We start from the raw sequence: 19651 nt of genomic DNA, 5'->3' as shown, positions 1-19651 counted from the left end.
GGGGTCGGCGGGGCGGGGGCTTGCCGTCCGCGGCCGGGCTCGCGCCTGCCGCCGGTGTGGCGCCGTCCGCCCCTGCCGTCCGCCCGTCAGGTCACGTCGTCGTAGCCGTTGACCCGGTCCGTGGTCGTCTGCTCCGGCAGTTGCCGCCCGGCCGCCACGGTCTCGGTCTCGCCGATGTCCTCGGGGGTGAGGTCCAGCTCGGAGGCCTCGTCGTCGCCGGGGCCCTCTTCGGCGCGGCGACGCTTGCGCCGGTCGTTCAGCAGGGAGAAGACGACCGCGGCGAAGTACAGCACCCAGATCGGTCCGGCCAGCGCCAGCATGGAGATGGGGTCGGTGCTGGGCGTGGCCACGGCCGCGAACACCGTGATGCCCATGATCATGCCGCGCCACCAGCCGAGCATGCGGGTGCCGGTGAGGACACCGGTCAGGTTGAGCATGATCAGCAGCAGCGGCAGTTCGAAGGAGAGACCGAAGACGACCACCATGCGCGTGACCAGCTGGAGCAGGTCGTCCAGCGGCAGCAGGTTGTCGACGCCGTGCGGCGTGAACTGCATCAGCACCTGCGCCGTGGTCGGCAGCACCCGGTAGGCGAAGTACGCGCCGCCGAGGAACAGCGGCACGCCGCTCGCCACGAAGCCGTAGGCGTACTTCTTCTCGCTACGGTGCAGGCCGGGCGCGACGAACGCCCAGAGCTGGTAGAGCCAGACCGGTGAGGCGAACACCACACCGGCCATCAAGGAGACCTGGAGGGCCAGCGTGAAGGGGGCGAGGAGACCGTTGATCGTGATCCGCGCGCACTGCTCCCCGTCCGCGGTCTGGGACGCCAGTTCCTCGAAGGACTTCCCGCAGCCGACCGAGTCCAGGATCGGCTTGGTGAGGAAGTTGATGATCTCGTTGTAGAAGAAGGCGGCGACGACCGTCACGACGACGATGGCGAGCATCGCCTTCGCGAGCCGGTTGCGGAGCTCGCGAAGATGATCCGCGAGGGGCATCCGCCCCTCCGGGTCCTTCTCCTGACTGCGGGCAGGCTTCAGCAACCCACGTTCCCATCTCGTACGGCGGGCCGGGGATCACCGGCCCCGCGTCAGCGCTTGGTGGTGTCCGTCGGCTCGGCGACCGGGCGGGAGCTGGTCACGTCGCCGGGGGCGGCCTGGATGGTGCGCTGCGCCGGGGGCTGCTCGTCGGTGGCGGGCGCCGGGGCGGTGCCGCCCTCTTCCTTCATCGCCTTGGCCTCGCTCTTGAGGATCCGCGCGGACTTGCCGAGCGAACGCGCCATGTCCGGAAGCTTCTTCGCGCCGAACAGCAGGATGATGACGACGAGGATGAGAATGATCTCGGGAGCTCCGAGCCTTCCGAACATAAGTCTTTACCTTCTCACCGAGGCGGCTGGGTGGGACGTGCTGTCCGACCAGTCGGACGCGTATCCGAACGATCGTGTGTCAGCGATCGTAACGCTCAGGGGTGAACGCGAAGCAATCCCCGTGCGTACTCCCGGTTCGCGGTGTGGGCCTCGTTCTCCGCACCGCGATCAGCAGGGTACCTGCCCCGACGACCCGGACGACAGGGCGAAGTGCCCCAAAACGCTGCCCGACACGGACTCACAGCACCCCCACAGCGCCGCTCACAGCGCATCCACGGCGCGGGCGGTGCTCACGGCGGCCTTCTCCAGGTCCTCGGCCGCCCTGTTGATACGGCGTGCCGAGTCCGCGACCTGCCGGCCGAGGCGCTGCGCCTCCAGGAACACCCGCACGGCGAGCACGCCCAGCACGGCGAGACCCAGGAAACCCACAGCTACCGCGAACATCGGCCAGAACATGGGCCGAGCCTAGTAGGTCCCGCACCGGCCGCCGCAGCCGCGCCCCCGGTCCCGCCCCACCCATGGCGCAACACCCGGCGTGTCGGGACTCCTCCGGCGCCCTACGCCGAGTGCAGCCGCAACGTGCTGACCCCGCCTCCGGTCAGCAGTTCCACGATGCGCTCGCCGGCCGGCTTGCGGACGGACACACCGCAGCCGGGGCAGGTGAAGGAGTAGAAGGTGGTGCGGCTGCTGGCGCCGATCGCCAGGCGCAGAGCGCTCGCGGCGAGTTCGAAGCGGCCCCGGCAGTCGGGGCAGCCGGCTCTGAAGACCACCGGCCCCACGCTTCTCATCCCCGCGAACGCGGCCGCCACCGACATGCCCCGGACTCCGGACCTCAACGACTCGCTCAAGAACCCCGCTCCCGTCTGTCGCCCCGCCCGGCATGGTCCCCGCGCGCCCCCGCGCCGCTCACCCGCCGGCTCCCTCGATCCCGTCGTACGCCGCCAGCGCCTCGCGGGCCGCCCGGCGCGCGCTGTCGGCCAGTTCCGGCGGCGACACGATCCGCCCGTCCGGGCCGAGCCGCAGCGCCAGCCGTCTGAGCGAGGCCGGGTCGGGCGTACGCAGAGTGATACGCAGACCGCCGTCGGGAAGTTCATCGGCACTGTCGTGCGGGTAGTACTCGGCGACCCAGCGCCCGCCGGGACCGACCTCGACGACGACCTCCGGATCCTCGGCGGCCGGCTGGACCAGCCCCTCCGACAGATCCCTGAGCTCGACCTCGGGCGGCGCGGACGGCTCGTCGAGGACCCGGATCTCGGCGACCCGGTCGAGCCGGAAGGTACGCCGGCCCTCCGAGCGGTAGCACCAGGCCTCGACGTAGGTGTGGCCCACGCTGACGAGCCGGATGGGGTCGATCTCACGCTCGGTGACCTCGTCACGCGCGGGCGAGTAGTAGCGGATCCACAGCCGGCGCCGCTCGGAGATCGCCCGGTCGACGTCGGCGAACACCCCGCCCTCGGACTCGAAGGTCACCGACAGCCGGGAGCTGGCCCCGGCCGCCTCGCCGGCCGCCGCCTCCACCTTGGCGGTCGCCCGCAGCAGCGCCTGCCGGTCGCCCTCGCGCAGCCCCGGCAGGGTCGACACGGCGCGGGCTGCCACCAGCAGGGCCGTCGCCTCGTCCGCGGCCAGCCGCAGCGGCTCGGCCGCGTCCGCCCCCAGCGCGGCCGGGTTGTGCCACCAGATCCGCTCGCCGTCGGTGTCGATGTCGAGCAGGTCGCCGCCACGGAAGCTGGTGCCGCACATGGGCAGCACGTCGAGGTCCGAGACCAGCTCGTCCTCGGTGATGCCGAAGGCCCGCGCCACGTCCTCGATCCGGGCGCCCGGACGCTCCCGCAGATACGTCACCAGCGAGAGCATCCGCCGGGTCTGGTCGATGGCGTTCGTGGGCCTGACCGGTTTGCCTGCCACTGTGTTGCTCGCTCCCCCTCAGCCCTTGGCCACGGCGCGCAGCCGCTCCAGCACGTCGGCCCGCAGCTCCGCGGGCTCCAGGACCACCACATCCGGCCCGAACTCCACCAGCCACGCGTCCAGCCCGTGCCCGTACGGAATCTCCAACTCGTCCCAGCCCTCACCGAGTTCCCGCACCGCGGTGGCCTTCGCCCGAAGCGGGTAGCCCGCGTCCTGGCGCAGCCGGATCAGGGCGCTGCGGTCGGCGGTCTCCCCCGCCCAGCTCGCCACCGTCTCGCGCACGGTGACCACGTCGGGGACCTCGGCCGTGAAACGGCCGCCCCGGCTGCGCACCTTGCCGGTGATCCGGGACAGCCGGAACACCCGCTCGGCCCCCCGGTCGCGGTCCCAGCCCGCCAGGTACCAGTGGCCGCGCCAGCACTCCAGGGCCCACGGCTCGACCTGCCGGGGCTCGGGCCGGGCGGCGGTGGCCTTGCGGTAGTCGAAGACGACCGGACGGCGGTCGCGACAGGCCAGCATCAGCGGCTCGAAGGCGGCCTCGTGCACCGGGATCCGGGGCTCCAGGGCGCCGTGCGCCTCGTAGGGGTCGACGTCCTCGGGCAGTCCGGCCGCGCGCAGCTTCTGCAGGGCGCCGCTGGCGGCGCCGGCCAGCCGGGCCTGCTGCCAGACCTTGGCGGCCAGGCCGAGCGCGGCGGCCTCCTCGGCGTCGAGCGTGATGGGCGGCAGCCGGTTGCTGTCACGACGGGCCAGATAGCCGACCTCGCCGTCCAGGTTCTCGACCGTCTCGATGACCAGCCCGAGCTCGCGCAGGTCGTCCTTGTCCCGCTCGAACATGCGGTTGAAGGAGTCGTCGCTCCCGGCCTCCAGATAGGCCTCGATGGATTCACGCAGCTCACGCTTGCTGAGCGGCCGCCGTGTCCCCAGCAGACACAGCGCCAGGTTCATCAGCCGCTCGGCCTTGGCAATGGCCATCGACGCCCTTCGCCTTCCTTATGGTGCTTCCGACCGATGACCGTACCGCCCAGCGGTGCCGCGGCAAAAGCCGAGGGCCCATGCCCGACAGGCATGGGCCCCAGATGATCGGGTGCGATCGCTCGACGATCAGACTCCGAGCAGGTCGACCACGAAGATCAGCGTCTCACCCGGCTGGATCGCCGGGGTCGGGCTCTGGTTGCCGTAGGCGAGGTGGGCGGGAATGGTCAGCTGGCGACGGCCACCGACCTTCATGCCCTGCACACCCTGGTCCCAGCCCTTGATGACCCGGCCGCCACCGAGCGGGAAACGGAACGGGTTGCCCCGGTTCCAGCTCGCGTCGAACTCCTCACCCGTGCTGAACGCGACACCCACGTAGTGCACCGTGACGGTCTGCCCCGCCTCGGCCACCGGACCGTCGCCCTCCCAGATGTCCTTGATCTCGAGGTCCGCCGGGGGATTGCCCTCCGGAAAGTCGATCTCGGGCTTCTCGATGCTCACGTCTCTAGCTCCTGCTTGTCTGGATAAAGCAACGATCACAGTCTTACATCACACGGCCTCACATCTTCGCGAGGATGTCCACGGAGAAGACCATCGTGGAGTCCTTGCCGATGCCGCTGCCGCTCGGCGGGTTGTCCCCGTAGCCCAGGTCCGGCGGAACCACGATCAGCACCCGGCTGCCCACCTTCTTGCCCGTCAGCCCCTGCGCCCACCCCTTGACGACCTGCGAAAGACCGAACGACGTCAGCGACTTGCGGCCGTACGTCGAATCGAACTCCTTGCCGTTGTCCCACAGCACACCCTTGTACTGCACCAGCACACTGTCCTGCTCCCCCACCGGGTCACCGTCACCCTCCAGGACGTAGTTCGCCACCAGCCCCTTCGGCGGATCCACCTTGGGCACCTGGATGGACGGCGCGTTGCCGTCCGTGTTCGTCCCCACCTTCGGCAGATCCGCGTCGTCCTGCGCCACCGCCTTGCCCTTGGCCGAGCTCTTCGCGTTGAACGTCTCCTGCAGATCGACCACGAACACCAGCGTGTCCGTACCCTTGATACCCGCCTGCGAGTTCCCGGACTTGCCGTAACCCCAGGTCGGCGGCACCGAGAACTCGACCCGGCTGCCCGCCTTCTTCCCCGTCAGCGCATACCGCCAGCCATCGATGATGCTGCCCTTCGCCAACTGGATGACCAACGGCGTCTTACGGTCCCAGGAGTTGTCGAACACCTTCGCCGTGTCCCAGATCTGCCCCAGGTAGTTCGCCTGGATGTAGTCGTTCTCCGCGACCGTCTGACCGCCGCCCGCGATCACCGTCTTCACCGCCAACTGGTCCGACGGCTCACCCGTCCCCTTCGCGACCGTCGGCTTCTCACCGAACTTCGTCCCCGCCGTGATCGCCGGCAGCGGACCATCGACGATCTTCGGCGGCGGCGCCGACGACGGAGCCTCGGCAGACGGCGACTCACTGACGCTCGTCTTGCTCTTGTCGGACTTGTCGTCACCGCACCCGGCGATCGTGACCAGTCCAGCGGGAACAGCGGCAAGGATGAGAGAGCGTCGGCGCACGATGAAAGCCTCGTAATCGGTCGATCTTGCGGATGGCGTGCGCGCAACTCTACGACGTCAAAAGGGCGCCGTACGGAAAACGTACGGCGCCCGCGTTGCGTTCCGGCACAGCACCGGACCGCCCCGCTCACATCCCGGCGATCAGCTTCTCCACCCGGTCGTCCACCGAACGGAACGGATCCTTGCACAACACCGTGCGCTGCGCCTGGTCGTTCAGCTTCAGATGCACCCAGTCCACCGTGAAGTCACGACGCTGCTCCTGGGCCCTTCGGATGAAGTCACCGCGCAACCTCGCCCTGGTCGTCTGCGGAGGCACCGACTTGCCCTCGAAGATCTTCAGGTCGTTGCAGATACGAGCGGCCTGACCCTTCTTCTCCAGCAGGTAGTACAGACCACGACGCCGGTGGATGTCGTGATACGCGAGGTCTATCTGCGCCACCCGAGGATGCGACATCGTCATGTTGTGCTTCGCCCGGTACCGCTCGATCAACTGGTACTTCATCACCCAGTCGATCTCGGTACCGATCCGGTCCAGATCCTCCGCCTCGATCGCGTCCAGCGTCCGGCCCCACAGCTCCAGGACCTGCTCGACCGTACCGGTGCGGATACCACGGCGCTCACAGAAGTCCACGGCCTTCTCGTAGTACTCCCGCTGCACCTCCAGCGCCGACGCCTCCCGGCCGCTCGCCAGCCGCACCTTGCGACGGCCCGTGATGTCATGGCTGACCTCACGGATCGCCCGGATCGGGTTCTCCAGCGTCAGATCCCGCATCACCGTGCCCGCCTCGATCATCCGCAGCACCAGGTCGGTCGCCCCGACCTTCAGCAGCATCGTCGTCTCCGACATGTTCGAGTCGCCCACGATGACATGCAGCCGCCGGTAACGCTCCGCGTCCGCGTGCGGCTCGTCACGCGTGTTGATGATCGGCCGGGACCGGGTCGTCGCCGAGGAGACGCCCTCCCAGATGTGCTCCGCCCGCTGACTCACGCAGTAGACAGCCCCGCGCGGAGTCTGCAGGACCTTGCCCGCACCACACAGCAACTGGCGCGTGACCAGGAACGGAATAAGGATGTCCGCGAGCCGGGAGAACTCCCCGTGCCGCGCCACCAGATAGTTCTCGTGGCAACCGTATGAGTTGCCCGCCGAGTCGGTGTTGTTCTTGAAGAGGTAGACGTCGCCCGCGATTCCCTCCTCGTGCAGGCGTCGCTCCGCGTCCACCAGGAGTCCCTCGAGAATGCGCTCGCCTGCTTTGTCATGAGTGACCAGCTCGGTCACGTTGTCACACTCGGGTGTCGCGTATTCCGGATGTGACCCGACATCGAGATACAGGCGGGCACCGTTTCGCAGAAAGACATTACTGCTGCGGCCCCATGACACGACACGGCGGAAGAGGTACCGCGCCACCTCGTCAGGCGACAGGCGGCGCTGTCCCCTGAACGTGCACGTGACGCCGTACTCGTTCTCCAGCCCGAAAATGCGGCGGTCCATGACTGAACATTACGCCCGATCCCCCGAGCTGAAACGGGGTTCGACAGCACGATTTGGATCATTTTCCGATGAAGCCGCAACCACAGCACCCCCCACAGGAACTGCGAGGACCCTCCCCGTGGCCAGCAGAACCAGCAACGACACCGCCCCCGCCACCCCCGGAACCGCGAAACCCCACAGCGCACCACCCGACTGGACGACCGGCCCCGCAAGCCCCGTCCCCACCGACGCACCCACCGTGAACGTCGTCACAAGCCAGGAGAACGCCTCCGTGACCGTCCCCCGCGGCGCATGCCGATCCACGATCACGAACGCACACGCGATCGCCGGCGCCAGGAACACCCCCGCGAGCGCCGTCAGCGCCACCATCGCCACCGCACCCGGCATCACCATCAACGGCAGATAACACACCGCCAGAAACGCCACCAGCACCCGCAACCGCCGCTCCGGCACCCCCGGCCACGACCGCGCCCCGTAGACCAGACCCCCCACCAGCGCACCCAGCCCGATCGCCGCCATCAGCCACCCGTACACCACGTCACCACCGTGCGCGTCCGCGTACGGCACCGACGCCACCGTGATCGAACCCAACGCGATCCCCACGAAGAAGAACGCGCCCAGCAGCGCCAGCAGACCCGGCGACCGCAGCGCACCCAGCCAGTGCGCCTCCCGCGGCTCCGAACGCCACGCACGCGAAGGCGCCGACACCACCACCGACAGCGCCCCCAGCACACCCACCCCGTTCAGCACCAGCAACGCCGCCCGCTCCGACCACAGCGACACGCACACCGTCACCAGCAGCGGCCCCACCGTGAACATCACCTCCTGCGCCACCGCGTCCATCGCGTACGCCGTGTGCACCCGCTCCTCCCCGCGCAGCACCCCCGGCCACAGCGCCCGCAGACCGCCCTCCAGCGGCGGCGTGAACAGCCCGGCCGCCGCCACCGCCGCGTACGCCGCCGGCAGCGTGCCGAGGCCCACGAGAGCGAACACCGCCATCGACAGGGCCGAGGCCACCGCCGCGGGCAGCTGGACCCGCGGCTGCCCGTACAGGTCGACCAGACGCCCCAGCACCGGCTGCCCCACCGCGTTCGCCACCCCGTACACCGCCGCCAGCACGCCCGCCAGGCTGTACGTACCGCCCTGCGCCCGCACGAACAGCACGATCGCGATGGCCGCCGTCGCGTTCGGCAACCGGCCCACCAACGTGCCCACCAGCAACCGGGCGGCATGCCTCGCCCCGAGGATCTCCAGGTAACCCGCGGCCATCCGCCTGCCTCCGTCGCCTTGCCGAGGCCGTGTGCCGCCCCGACGTGTTACGTATAACCCCCTCGCCCATACGTACCATGTGCGCTGTTCACCAGTCCAGACGAAGGAGCAGGCCAGCGGTGACACCAGGAAGCACACGCCCCACGAGCCGCGACGTCGCCCAAGCCGCCGGCGTCTCCCAGGCCGCGGTCTCCCTGGTACTCGGCGACAAATGGCGCGGCCGCGTCTCCGAGACCACCGCCGAACGCGTCCGCCGGGCCGCACACGACCTCGGCTACCGCCCCAACCTCGCCGCCCGCAACCTCCGCCTCGGCCACACCCGCACCGTCCTGCTCGTCGTCCCCGCCCTCACCACCGAATTCTTCGCCGGCGTCTACACCGGAGCCGCCCGCATCGCCGCCGACCACGGCTTCGGCCTCGTCCTCTACCCCTCCCCCCAAGGCATCGGCCCCGCCCGCGACCCCTTCGCCTCCGCCCAGAGCGCCCTCGACGGCGTCATCGCCTCCTCCATGGCCGCCGACGCCCTCACCGCCCTGCGCGGCGGCGACCGCCTCCCCCTCGTCATGCTCGACAGCGACCCCCACGGCAGCCTCGGCGCCGCCACCGTCAACCTCGACATCGCCGACGGCGCCCGCCAGATCGCCGACCACCTCCTCACCCTCGGCCACCGCCGCTTCCTCCACCTCGCGGCCGACATCCCCTCCTGGACCTTCGAGGTCCGCGCCCGCGAACTCACCACCCGCATCACCGCGGTACCCGGCACCACCATCACCACCGCCCGCGCACCCATCTCCATCGAAGACGCCGTGGCAGCCACGACCGCGGCCCTCGACACCCCCGGCCCCCACCCCACCGCCCTCGTCTGCGACGACGACAAACTCGCCGCCGGCGCCTACAAAGCCATCCGCCGCCTCGGCCTGCGCGTCCCCGACGACATCTCCGTCACCGGCGTCGACGACCTCGCCCTCGCCACCGCCATCGACCCCGAACTCACCACCGTCCGCCTCGACGCCGAACTCTTCGGCGAACGCGGCATGCAAGCCCTCCTCGCCGTCCTCGACGACAGAACCCCCCGAGCCGGCGACATCCCCGTCCAACTCGTCGTCCGCGGCTCCACAGCACCCCCCAGCACCCCCTGACGGCCCCCACGGACGGAACCGCCCCGGACAGCACCGTGCCCCCGACCGCCGTCACCGGCCGGGGGCACACACGGAACGAACCAGGAACGAACTACAACTCCTTGCCGACGTCCCCAGCACCGTCGGCGCCGTCGTCGGCGCTCTCCGCCTCCGACGTCGCACCCTGCGCCGCCAGCAACCGCGACAACTGCGGACCCACGATCCGCTTGAACTTCCGCGCCTGCGGACGCGTACGATCCAGCACCGCGACCTCCAGCCGCTCAGCCGGAATCTCCCGCTGCGTACCGTTCGTATCCCGCGACAACGCCTGCACCGCCAGCTTCAACGCCTCCGACAGGCTCATCCCGTCCTCATGGCGCTGATCCAGATACGTACTGATCTGCTCCGCGTTACCACCGACCGCCACCGAACCGTGCTCGTCCACGATCGACCCGTCGTGCGGCAACCGATAGATCTGGTCACCCTCCGGCGTCTCCCCCACCTCCGCCACGACCAGCTCCACCTCGTACGGCTTCTCGGCCGCACTGGAGAAGATCGTGCCCAGCGTCTGGGCGTAGACGTTCGCGAGACCACGCGCCGTCACGTCGTCACGGTCATAGGTGTAACCCCGCAGATCCGCGTAACGCACACCACCGATCCGCAGATTCTCGTACTCGTTGTACTTGCCGGCGGCCGCGAAACCGATCCGGTCGTAGATCTCGCTGAACTTGTGCAGCGCACGGGACGGGTTCTCACCGACGAACACGATGCCGTCGGCATACTGGATCACGACCAGGCTGCGGCCACGTGCGATGCCCTTGCGGGCGTACTCCGCCCGGTCGGCCATCGCCTGCTGGGGTGAGACATAGAACGGCGTCGACACCGGTTATCCGTCCCTTTCTGTCGAAGTCACAAGATCACCTGAAGGAAGCACGACCGCCGACTACAGCAGCGCGGCACGCGGGCCGTCCGGCTGCTCCAGACGGCGCTCCAGAATCGAACGGGCGATCTCGGAGGACTCACCCTCGGTGAGCCGACGGAAACCGTCCTCGGTGATCACGGTGACGATCGGATAGATCCGGCGCGCGACATCGGGACCACCGGTCGCCGAGTCGTCGTCAGCCGCGTCGTACAGAGCCTGCACCACCAGCGTGGTGGCCTGGTCCTCGGTCAGGTCCTCACGGTAGAGCTTCTTCATCGCACCCCGCGCGAAGATCGAACCCGACCCCGTCGCCGCGTAACCGTGCTCCTCGGAACGGCCACCCGTGACGTCGTACGAGAAGATCCGCCCCTTCGCCCGGTCCACGTCGAACCCGGCGAACAACGGCACCACCGCCAGCCCCTGCATCGCCATGCCGAGGTTGGAACGGATCATCGTCGACAGCCGGTTCGCCTTGCCCTCCAGCGACAGCTGGGCGCCCTCGACCTTCTCGAAGTGCTCCAGCTCCAGCTGGAACAGCTTCACCATCTCCACCGCCAGACCGGCCGTGCCGGCGATACCCACCGCCGAGTACTCGTCCGCCGGGAACACCTTCTCGATGTCCCGCTGCGCGATCATGTTGCCCATCGTCGCCCGCCGGTCACCGGCCAGCACGACACCGCCCGGGAAGGTCACGGCGACGATCGTCGTGCCGTGCGGCGCCTCGATCACACCCTGCGTCGGAGGCAGTTGCCGATTGCCGGGCAACATCTCCGGCTGGTGCTCGGAGAGGAAGTCCATGAAGGACGACGACCCAGGCGTCAGGAAGGCAGCTGGTAGACGCCCGGTGCTACGAGTGTTGGCTTCCACGAAGTTCCCTCCAGGTAGGCAGCTGCCCGACGAACAGCGTCGGGATCGTCTCCCAACTTGCCGATGGCCGAATTGCAGTTGAAGCACAGTACGCCACGGACCCTACCCGTCTTGTGGCAGTGATCCACGTGTACGGCAGGAGCTTTCAGGCAGATCACGCAGAGCCCCATTTGAGAGGCGACCATCTGATCGCGTTCGGCTTCGGTCATGCCGTAGTGGCGCTTCAGATGGCCTGCGCGCCCTTTGGCCGCGCGACACGACTTGCAGCTCGTCGACAAGCCATCAGTGGCCGTGGCGTTGCGGTGCCATTCACTGTGCGGCTTGACCTCACCGCAGCTACGGCAGAACTTGTGACCCTCGGGCGTCTCCACACGGGGCCGGACGTTCTTCCCCTTCGCCAGCTGCCGAGCTTGATGATAGGCCGCCCAGCACTCCCGGCAGTACGCCTGGAGCCCGTCGCGCATTGCCCTGTTACTTGCGAAGGCCGCCCGCGGCTTGGACTCCTGACACCGCGAGCAGCGCTTCACTTCCTCTTGATTTGACAACCCAGCCCCCCGAAGACCTTCGATTCGAAGGCTATTGGCCGCCTTTCTGAACGAAACTTCGAACGAAGTCCTCCGCATTCTCCTCGAGGACATCGTCAATCTCGTCAAGGACCGAGTCCACGTCGTCGCTCAGCTTCTCGTGCCGTTCCTTGAGGTCGCCGGTCTCCTGCGCGTCCTGCGCCTGCTCCTCGACCTCCTCCGTGGAGTGCGTCGCCTTCTGCTGGCCGCCGCCGGTGTCCTTGGTCGCCATAACCCTCACCCCGCTCAGTTCGCCCGACATGGTCGACAGGCAGGCATTCCTGCCGATCGGTGGTGATCAGACCCTACAAGCCGGGCCCGACATCGGCCCCGCAGTTGCCACAACGCACGGGGCCCACCTCGATGATTCCCTCGCGCGGGGTTTTCCACCCGCGCAAGGGGACCGGTCCGAGGATTGGTTCAGCCGCCGGAGAGGACCCTGACCAGGTCTTCCGCGGTACGGCATCGGTCCAGGAGTTCCTTGACGTGATTTCGCGTTCCGCGTAGGGGCTCCAGGGTCGGTACCCGCTGGAGGGAGTCGCGGCCCGGCAGGTCGAAGATCACCGAGTCCCAGGAGGCGGCCGCGACGTCGTCCGCGTACTGCTCCAGGCAGCGGCCGCGGAAGTAGGCCCGGGTGTCCTCGGGGGGCTCGGTCCTGGCCCGCTCGACCTCGGTCTCGTCCAGGAGCCGTTTGATGCGTCCGCGGGCCACCAGACGGTTGTAGAGGCCCTTCTCGGCCCGTACGTCCGCGTACTGGAGGTCGAGGAGATGCAGTTTGGCGGCGTCCCAGTCCAGGCCGTCCCGGCGGCGGTAGCCCTCCATGAGTTCGCGCTTGGCGACCCAGTCGAGTTCGCCGGCCAGGCTCATGGGGTCGCGTTCGAGCCGGTTGAGGGTGTCCTCCCAACGGGTGAGGACGTCCTTGGTCTGTGCGTCGGCGTCGGCGCCGTAGCGCTCCTCCACGTATTTGCGCGAGAGTTCGTAGTACTCCATCTGGAGCTGGACCGCGGTGAGTGTGCGGCCGCTGCGGAGGGTGACCAGTCGCTTGAGGGTGGGGTCGTGGGAGACCTGGTGGAGGGTGCGTACGGGCTGGTCGACGGCGAGGTCGACGGCGATGAAGCCGTCTTCGATCATGGACAGGACCAGGGCGGTCGTGCCCAGTTTCAGGTAGGTCGAGATCTCGGAGAGGTTGGCGTCGCCGATGATCACGTGCAGGCGGCGGTACTTCTCGGCGTCGGCGTGGGGTTCGTCGCGGGTGTTGATGATGGGGCGTTTGAGGGTGGTCTCCAGGCCGACCTCGACCTCGAAGTAGTCGGCGCGCTGGCTGAGCTGGAAGCCGTGTTCGTGGCCGTCCTGGCCGATGCCGACGCGGCCGGCTCCGGCGAAGACCTGGCGGGAGACGAAGAACGGGGTGAGGTGGCGCACGATGTCGGAGAAGGGGGTTTCCCGCTTCATCAGGTAGTTCTCGTGCGTGCCGTAGGAGGCGCCCTTGTTGTCGGTGTTGTTCTTGTAGAGGTGGATGGGCTGGGCGCCGGGGAGCTGGGCGGCTCGTTCGGCGGCTTCGGCCATGATCCGTTCGCCGGCCTTGTCCCAGAGGACGGCGTCGCGGGGGTTGGTGACCTCGGGGGCGCTGTATTCGGGGTGGGCGTGGTCGACGTAGAGGCGGGCGCCGTTGGTGAGGATCACGTTGGCGAGGCCGATGTCCTCGTCGGTGAGCTGGCTGGAGTCGGCGGCTTCCCGGGCGAGGTCGAATCCTCGGGCGTCCCGTAGCGGGTTCTCCTCCTCGAAGTCCCAGCGGGCCCGGCGGGCCCGGTGCATCGCCGCGGCGTAGGCGTTGACGATCTGGGACGAGGTGAGCATGGCATTGGCGTTGGGGTGGCCGGGGACGGAGATGCCGTACTCCGTCTCGATGCCCATTACTCGCCGTACGGTCATGCGGCCCTCCTTGCCCGGCGGCACCCTCGGTCGTGGGCGCCGCTCAAGTACCGGTGGTGCTCCGGTCGTGTGCGGTGCCCGTCCCCGCACTGCGCGATCCGGCGGTACGGAAGAGCCTAGAACGGCTTTGCGCTGGTGGGGAGATCATTTGCGTCATTGCCTTGTTGCTGCTGTGGCCGGAAAAACAGTTGGCTGCGGGTACCCGTGGTGGGCACCCGCAGCCGCCCTGTTTTTACAGGTACTGTCCGGTGTTTGCCACGGTGTCGATGGAGCGTCCGGTGTCCGCGCCCTGCTTTCCGGTGATGAGGGTGCGGATGTAGACGATCCGTTCGCCCTTCTTTCCGGAGATTCGGGCCCAGTCGTCGGGGTTGGTGGTGTTGGGCAGGTCTTCGTTCTCCTTGAACTCGTCCACGCATGCCTGGAGGAGGTGGGAGACGCGGAGGCCCTTCTGGTTGTGGTCGAGGAAGTCCTTGATCGCCATTTTCTTGGCGCGACCGACGATGTTTTCGATCATGGCGCCGGAATTGAAGTCCTTGAAGTAGAGGACTTCCTTGTCGCCGTTGGCGTAGGTGACTTCCAGGAAGCGGTTTTCCTCGGATTCGGCGTACATGTGTTCCACTGCCGTCTGGATCATGCTCTGGACGGTGGTGGCCTTGCTGCCGCCGTGCTCGCCGAGGTCGTCGGAGTGCAGCGGGAGGCGCTCGGTGAGGTACTTGCCGAAGATGTCCTTGGCCGCTTCGGCGTCCGGACGTTCGATCTTGATCTTCACGTCGAGGCGGCCGGGGCGCAGGATGGCGGGGTCGATCATGTCCTCGCGGTTGGAGGCGCCGATGACGACCACGTTCTCCAGGCCTTCGACGCCGTCGATCTCGGCGAGGAGCTGGGGGACGATGGTGTTCTCCACGTCCGAGCTGACGCCGGAGCCGCGGGTGCGGAAGAGGGATTCCATCTCGTCGAAGAAGACGATGACGGGGGTGCCCTCGCTGGCCTTCTCGCGGGCTCGCTGGAAGACGAGGCGGATCTGGCGTTCGGTCTCTCCGACGTACTTGTTGAGGAGCTCGGGTCCCTTGATGTTGAGGAAGAAGCTCTTGCCGGCGGCCGCGCCGGTGACTTCGGCGACCTTTTTGGCCAGTGAGTTGGCGACGGCCTTGGCGATGAGTGTCTTGCCGCATCCGGGGGGTCCGTAGAGGAGGACGCCCTTGGGCGGGCGCAGCTCGTGCTCCTTGAACAGGTCCGGGTAGAGGTAGGGGAGCTCTACGGCGTCGCGGATGGCTTCGATCTGGTTGCCGAGGCCGCCGATCTGCTCGTAGCCGATGTCGGGGACTTCTTCGAGGACGAGTTCCTCGACCTCGCTCTTGGGCACGACCTCGTAGACGTAGCCGGAGCGGGGTTCGAGCAGGAGGGCGTCGCCGGGGCGGATGGTGACGTCCAGCAGCGGCTCGGCGAGCCGCACCACCCGTTCCTCGTCGGTGTGCCCGAGGACCAGGGCGCGTTCGCCGTCCTCGAGGATCTCCTTGAGGGTGACGATGTCTCCGACCCGCTCGTACTCCATGGCTTCGACCACGTTGAGCGCTTCGTTGAGCATCACTTCCTGGCCGCGCCTGAGCTCGTCGAGCTCGACGCCGGGGCTGACGTTCACGCGGAGTTTGCGGCCTCCGGTGAAGATGTCGGCGGTGCCGTCCTCGTTCGCCGTGAGGAAGACTCCGAAGCCGGCCGGTGGCTGGGCGAGCCGGTCGACTTCTTCCTTGAGGGCCACGATCTGGTCGCGGGCCTCACGGAGCGTGTTGGCGAGTCGTTCGTTCTGGGCGGAGACGCCGGCCAGGTTGGTCTGGAGCTCGACGATCCGCTCTTCGAGAATCCTCGTGTGCCGCGGAGAGTCGGCGAGCTTGCGCCGCAGGACGGCGATCTCCTGCTCAAGGTAGGCAATCTGCCCGACGGGGTCGTCGGACCCTCGTCCCGGGCGGATGCCGCGGTTCATGTCGTCGTCGTGGGCTGCCACGGTCCTCACCTCCTCCAAGGGGAGCTGGACGCTTCCAGACCCTACCTGGGTGGGTGTCGATTGAAACCCCTAGATCACAAAGACTGTCGGGGTGTGTCCGATCTTCACCCTTGCGCTCTCCCTCACGCCAGGGGAATACCCACCGAACATGATTGGAAAGCGGGCGGGGGTAGGGTCGAAGTGTTCAACACCCGTCAGGGTCCGCATCGTTCCCGCGGCTCTGTGTAGTAAACGGTCAGGAGAGATGACGTGCAGCAGGTGGCCGATGTCGACGGTGAGGCCCTGGAGGTCTGGATCGACCAGGATCTCTGTACCGGTGACGGCATCTGTGCCCAGTACGCGCCCGAGGTGTTCGAGCTGGACATCGACGGTCTGGCCTATGTGAAGGGTGCCGACGAGGAGCTGTTGCAGGAGCCGGGTGCGACGGTTGCGGTGCCGTTGCCGCTGCTGGTGGATGTGGTGGACTCGGCGCGGGAGTGTCCGGGCGACTGCATTCATGTGCGTCGGGTTTCGGACAGGGTCGAGGTGTACGGTCCGGACGCGGAGTGAGGGTGCGGCCACGGCGCGTGAGGGGTGTCTGGTTTCTCACAGGCGTCGGTGGCCCGTTTCAGCTGCCGTCGGCTCCGGCGGACGTCGAGCGGATGAACACGCCGTTCTTCCACTGCCACTTCACGCTCTCGGTGACGTCGGGGCAGCAACTGGGTATGTCGGTCGACGAGTAGCCGAGGACCGTGGCGCGCACGGCCGCGTCGGTGACGGTGAGGCTGCTGACGGTGAGGCGGTCCTTGGGGGCGACGAGGGTGGCGACGACGCGGGCGTGCTGGTCGCCTGCGGCCTGGGTGAGGACGTAGAGGGCGTCGGGCGGGGTGCCCATGCCGGCGTCGCAGTGGACGGTGGCGACGGTCTCGGGGCGGCCGTCGCCGTCGAGGTCGCCGCTCGCCCTGCGCTGGACGACGGCGGTGACGGGGCCGCAGTCGAGGGGGAAGTCGACGCCGGTGGTGGCCGGTGGCGTGGCGCTCGCGGAGGCGCTGGTGGGGGCGCCCGTGGGGTCGGTGCCGGGGCTCTGGGCGGCGGTCGCGGGGTGGGGTTGCAGGAGTGAGGTGAAGGCGACGACGCCGGCGACGGCGGTCGCGGTGGCGACCCAGTGGATCGGCCGGGTGTGGTCGGGTGCCAGTTCCGGGACGACGGATTGTTGCAGCACTGGGTGCGTCTCCTGCGAGGACTGTGCCGGGGTGGGGTGGCCAGCATCGTGCCACACGTCACAGTGCGGGGGAACGGCGGGGTGGGAGGTTTCCGCGGGCCGGCGTCGGCCGGTGGTGGGTGGGCAACGCAAGGGCGCCGTGGCCGAGTTCCGGGGTGTGGTGCGGGAACTCGGCCACGGCGCGGTGTTGTTGGGGCGGGCCGCCTCGAGGTGTCGGCTAGCGGCCGGCGGCGCCTCCGTCGGCGTTGGGGCCGGCGTAGTCCTCGCCGTAGGCGCCCTTGGCGGGGCGGCGGCGGCGCATGGGCGGCTCGACGCCGTCGGCGAGGCGGCGGGCGGTGAGCAGGAAGCCGGTGTGGCCGATCATCCGGTGGTCCGGGCGGACGGCGAGGCCCTCGATGTGCCAGTTGCGGATCATCGTCTCCCAGGCGGTCGGCTCGTTGAAGCAGCCGATCTCGCGGATGGACTCGACGGTCCGGGCGAGCTGGGTGGTGGTGGCGACGTAGCAGCACAGGATGCCGCCGGGGACGAGGGCCTTGGAGACGGCCTCGAGGCATTCCCAGGGGGCGAGCATGTCGAGGATGACGCGGTCGACGTCGGTGTCGCTCAGGTTGTCCTGGAGGTCGCCGACGGTGAGCTGCCAGGCGGGGTGGGGGCCGCCGAAGTAGCGTTCGACGTTCTGCCGGGCGATGTCGGCGAAGTCCTCGCGGCGCTCGTAGGAGTGCAGCATGCCCTGGTCGCCGATGGCGCGCAGCAGGAAGCTGCTGAGCGAGCCGGAGCCGACGCCCGCTTCCACGACGCGTGCGCCGGAGAAGATGTCGGCGAAGGCGAGGATCTGCCCCGCGTCCTTGGGGTAGACCACGGCGGCGCCGCGGGGCATGGACAGGACGTAGTCGGGGAGCAGGGGGCGCAGCGCGAGGTAGGCGACGTTACCGGTGGTGCGGACAACGCTGCCCTCGGGTGAGCCGATCAGTTCGTCGTGCGGGAAGGAACCCTTGTGGGTGTGGAAGTTCTTCCCGGCTTCGAGCGTGAACGTGTAGTGGCGGCCCTTGGGGTCGGTCAGCTGAACCTGGTCCCCGACCTTGAAGGGCCCGCGCCTGCGGGCGGCACCGGTCGGTTCGGACATGTGACCAGCCTACCGGTCCTGGGAGGGGTCGCCGACCATGCGGGTGGTGTGACGGGGGGGCTGTGGGGCGGGTCTCAGCTGGGGCGGGCCATGGCTTTGACGAAGGCGCGCTCGACGTCGGCGGCGGACAGGACGCCGTAGATCTCTCCGGTGTCCTCGACGACGAGGTATTCGGTGGCGGGGGTGGCGCGCAGGACGTCGAGGAGTTCTTCGCCGGAGAGTTCGGCGGAGACGCGCATGCCGTCGGTGAGGTCCTGGGCGAGGCCGCTGACGGCGACCCAGGGGCGGCGGTGTTCGGGTACGCCGACGATGGCGGCTTCGCGGACGAGGGAGAGGGGTTCGCCGGCGGCGTCGACGACGACGAGGGCGCGGGCGCCGGCGTCGTTGGCGCGGCGGAGGGCTTCGGAGAGGGGGGTGGTGGTCTCGACGGGGACGGCGCGGCGGGTGAGGTTGCGGGCGCGCAGTTCGGGGAGGTGTTCGCGCAGGCGGGCCATGCGCAGGCTGTTGCCGGCTCCGGTCCAGATGATGGCGGCGAGGATGGCGGCGAGGAGGGCGTCGAAGACGGTGTCCATGCCGACGCTGTCCTCGGCGGTGGAGCCTAGGGCGCCGGACTGGGTGAGCAGGGGCAGGCCGATGAGGACGGAGACGGCGAGGGCGCGGCCGACCCAGGCGGCGGCGACGGTGCCGCTCATGGCGCGGCCGGTGATTTTCCAGACGACGGCGCGGAGCATGCGTCCGCCGTCGAGGGGGAGGCCGGGCAGGAGGTTGAAGGCGGCGACGATGAGGTTGGAGATCATCAGGCCGGCGAGGAGGACGCCGGGGACGGTGCCGGGCTGGACGGGTCGCATGGCGAGGTAGAAGACGCCGGCGAGGATCAGGGAGAGCAGGGGGCCGACGAAGGCGAGGACGAATTCGCGGCCGGGGGTCTCGGCTTCTTTCTCGATCTCGGAGACGCCGCCGAAGAACTGGAGCTGGATGCGGCGGACGGGGAGTTTGAAGCGGAGGGCGGCGACGGTGTGGGCGAGTTCGTGGACGAGTACGGAGGCGTAGAAGGCGACGGCGAAGAAGAGGGAGACGAGGTAGCGGGCGGCTCCGAGTTCGGGCAGGACGCGGTCGAGCTGGTTGCCGAAGACCCAGGTGATCAGGGCGGCGACGAGGAACCAGCTGGGTGCGACGTAGACGGGTACGCCGAAGGGGCGTCCCATGAGGAGTCCGCCGCGGGGTTCGGGGGCGCGTCGGGGTGGCCGGTTGTGGCCGGTGGGTGAGTGGGCGAGGGTGCGTCGGCCGGGGGTGTCCGGGGTGTCGTGGTCGGTGCCGGTGGGGGGTGTGGGCACGCCGGGTGCGGGGGCGGGCGCTTCGGGTCCGGT

21 protein-coding genes are annotated in these 19651 nt (G+C 68.9%); 2 read left to right on the top strand and 19 right to left on the bottom strand.

The features are described 5' to 3' along the window. Nucleotides 1-86 precede the first annotated feature (86 nt). The 10 genes from tatC to ACZ60B_RS22500 all read right to left on the bottom strand — a co-directional run bounded on the left by tatC (nt 87) and on the right by ACZ60B_RS22500 (nt 8559). Nucleotides 87-1037, bottom strand: coding sequence for a twin-arginine translocase subunit TatC (gene tatC, locus ACZ60B_RS22545; protein ID WP_469389620.1), 951 nt, complete (start codon nt 1035-1037; stop codon nt 87-89). A 47-nt stretch (nt 1038-1084) separates the two neighbouring features. Then, complete coding sequence (gene tatA / locus ACZ60B_RS22540; protein WP_469389618.1) at nt 1085-1360, bottom strand: Sec-independent protein translocase subunit TatA; 276 nt, start codon at nt 1358-1360, stop codon at nt 1085-1087. A 261-nt stretch (nt 1361-1621) separates the two neighbouring features. Continuing rightward, nucleotides 1622-1816, bottom strand: coding sequence for a hypothetical protein (locus ACZ60B_RS22535; protein ID WP_469389616.1), 195 nt, complete (start codon nt 1814-1816; stop codon nt 1622-1624). Between the two features lie 101 nt (nt 1817-1917). Continuing rightward, nucleotides 1918-2208 carry a hypothetical protein gene (locus ACZ60B_RS22530; protein WP_152895484.1) on the bottom strand — a complete coding sequence of 97 codons (291 nt, stop codon included), beginning with the start codon at nt 2206-2208 and terminating at the stop codon, nt 1918-1920. A 58-nt stretch (nt 2209-2266) separates the two neighbouring features. Further along, entirely contained in the window at nt 2267-3265 is a 999-nt protein-coding gene (locus ACZ60B_RS22525; RefSeq protein WP_351607771.1) for a helix-turn-helix transcriptional regulator, read from the bottom strand. Between the two features lie 18 nt (nt 3266-3283). Then, nucleotides 3284-4237, bottom strand: coding sequence for a helix-turn-helix transcriptional regulator (locus ACZ60B_RS22520; RefSeq protein WP_469389614.1), 954 nt, complete (start codon nt 4235-4237; stop codon nt 3284-3286). A gap of 129 nt (nt 4238-4366) precedes the next feature. Further along, entirely contained in the window at nt 4367-4738 is a 372-nt protein-coding gene (locus ACZ60B_RS22515; RefSeq protein ID WP_385528523.1) for an FKBP-type peptidyl-prolyl cis-trans isomerase, read from the bottom strand. A 58-nt stretch (nt 4739-4796) separates the two neighbouring features. Then, complete coding sequence (locus ACZ60B_RS22510) at nt 4797-5801, bottom strand: FKBP-type peptidyl-prolyl cis-trans isomerase (protein WP_469389611.1); 1005 nt, start codon at nt 5799-5801, stop codon at nt 4797-4799. A 127-nt stretch (nt 5802-5928) separates the two neighbouring features. Further along, nucleotides 5929-7290 (bottom strand): Pup--protein ligase, encoded by a 1362-nt coding sequence (gene pafA / locus ACZ60B_RS22505; RefSeq protein WP_067429457.1) that lies wholly within the window; start codon nt 7288-7290, stop codon nt 5929-5931. Nucleotides 7291-7299: 9 nt separating this feature from the next. Then, complete coding sequence (locus ACZ60B_RS22500; RefSeq protein WP_469389609.1) at nt 7300-8559, bottom strand: MFS transporter; 1260 nt, start codon at nt 8557-8559, stop codon at nt 7300-7302. Between the two features lie 119 nt (nt 8560-8678). On the opposite strand from ACZ60B_RS22500, the gene ACZ60B_RS22495 reads away from it, so the two are divergent. After that, a complete protein-coding gene (locus ACZ60B_RS22495; protein WP_469389607.1) occupies nt 8679-9698 on the top strand; it encodes a LacI family DNA-binding transcriptional regulator in 1020 nt (339 codons plus the stop codon). A gap of 91 nt (nt 9699-9789) precedes the next feature. On the opposite strand, the gene prcA is transcribed toward ACZ60B_RS22495, so the two are convergent. The 6 genes from prcA to arc form a co-directional block, all read right to left on the bottom strand. Next, nucleotides 9790-10560 carry a proteasome subunit alpha gene (gene prcA / locus ACZ60B_RS22490; protein ID WP_469389605.1) on the bottom strand — a complete coding sequence of 257 codons (771 nt, stop codon included), beginning with the start codon at nt 10558-10560 and terminating at the stop codon, nt 9790-9792. 60 nt (nt 10561-10620) lie between these two features. Next, on the bottom strand, nt 10621-11466 hold the full coding sequence (prcB, locus tag ACZ60B_RS22485; RefSeq protein WP_469389603.1) for a proteasome subunit beta: 846 nt from the start codon (nt 11464-11466) through the stop codon (nt 10621-10623). Further along, entirely contained in the window at nt 11418-12011 is a 594-nt protein-coding gene (locus tag ACZ60B_RS22480) for an endonuclease VII domain-containing protein (RefSeq protein WP_469389601.1), read from the bottom strand. The genes prcB and ACZ60B_RS22480 overlap by 49 nt, the downstream gene beginning before the upstream one ends. A 31-nt stretch (nt 12012-12042) precedes the next feature. Next, nucleotides 12043-12261 carry a ubiquitin-like protein Pup gene (locus tag ACZ60B_RS22475; protein WP_469389599.1) on the bottom strand — a complete coding sequence of 73 codons (219 nt, stop codon included), beginning with the start codon at nt 12259-12261 and terminating at the stop codon, nt 12043-12045. Nucleotides 12262-12449: 188 nt separating this feature from the next. Beyond that, on the bottom strand, nt 12450-13961 hold the full coding sequence (gene dop / locus ACZ60B_RS22470; protein ID WP_469389597.1) for a depupylase/deamidase Dop: 1512 nt from the start codon (nt 13959-13961) through the stop codon (nt 12450-12452). A gap of 232 nt (nt 13962-14193) precedes the next feature. After that, on the bottom strand, nt 14194-15960 hold the full coding sequence (gene arc, locus ACZ60B_RS22465) for a proteasome ATPase (RefSeq protein WP_450667385.1): 1767 nt from the start codon (nt 15958-15960) through the stop codon (nt 14194-14196). A gap of 249 nt (nt 15961-16209) precedes the next feature. Here arc and ACZ60B_RS22460 point away from each other — a divergent pair, with 249 nt between their 5' ends. After that, complete coding sequence (locus tag ACZ60B_RS22460; RefSeq protein ID WP_469389594.1) at nt 16210-16509, top strand: ferredoxin; 300 nt, start codon at nt 16210-16212, stop codon at nt 16507-16509. 58 nt (nt 16510-16567) lie between these two features. On the opposite strand, the gene ACZ60B_RS22455 is transcribed toward ACZ60B_RS22460, so the two are convergent. The 3 genes from ACZ60B_RS22455 to ACZ60B_RS22445 form a co-directional block, all read right to left on the bottom strand. Continuing rightward, nucleotides 16568-17158, bottom strand: coding sequence for a hypothetical protein (locus tag ACZ60B_RS22455; protein ID WP_469389788.1), 591 nt, complete (start codon nt 17156-17158; stop codon nt 16568-16570). 220 nt (nt 17159-17378) lie between these two features. Beyond that, complete coding sequence (locus ACZ60B_RS22450) at nt 17379-18284, bottom strand: tRNA (adenine-N1)-methyltransferase (protein ID WP_351602679.1); 906 nt, start codon at nt 18282-18284, stop codon at nt 17379-17381. Between the two features lie 74 nt (nt 18285-18358). Continuing rightward, the coding region (locus ACZ60B_RS22445; RefSeq protein WP_469389592.1) for a site-2 protease family protein at nt 18359-19651 on the bottom strand (1293 nt) is incomplete at its 5' end.

This window comes from Streptomyces sp. NPDC104096 (genome assembly GCF_055584385.1).
This window is presented reverse-complemented; position numbering and strand designations above follow the sequence as displayed.

Excerpts from the sequence above, each read along its gene's own strand:
- tatA (WP_469389618.1), bottom strand. The coding sequence starts at position 1,360 with ATGTTCGGAAGGCTCGGAGCTCCCGAGATCATTCTCATCCTCGTCGTC.
- ACZ60B_RS22500 (WP_469389609.1), bottom strand. The coding sequence starts at position 8,559 with ATGGCCGCGGGTTACCTGGAGATCCTCGGGGCGAGGCATGCCGCCCGG.
- ACZ60B_RS22535 (WP_469389616.1), bottom strand. The coding sequence starts at position 1,816 with ATGTTCTGGCCGATGTTCGCGGTAGCTGTGGGTTTCCTGGGTCTCGCC.
- pafA (WP_067429457.1), bottom strand. The coding sequence starts at position 7,290 with ATGGACCGCCGCATTTTCGGGCTGGAGAACGAGTACGGCGTCACGTGC.
- dop (WP_469389597.1), bottom strand. The coding sequence starts at position 13,961 with ATGACCGTACGGCGAGTAATGGGCATCGAGACGGAGTACGGCATCTCC.
- ACZ60B_RS22520 (WP_469389614.1), bottom strand. The coding sequence starts at position 4,237 with ATGGCCATTGCCAAGGCCGAGCGGCTGATGAACCTGGCGCTGTGTCTG.
- ACZ60B_RS22450 (WP_351602679.1), bottom strand. The coding sequence starts at position 18,284 with ATGTCCGAACCGACCGGTGCCGCCCGCAGGCGCGGGCCCTTCAAGGTC.
- ACZ60B_RS22475 (WP_469389599.1), bottom strand. The coding sequence starts at position 12,261 with ATGGCGACCAAGGACACCGGCGGCGGCCAGCAGAAGGCGACGCACTCC.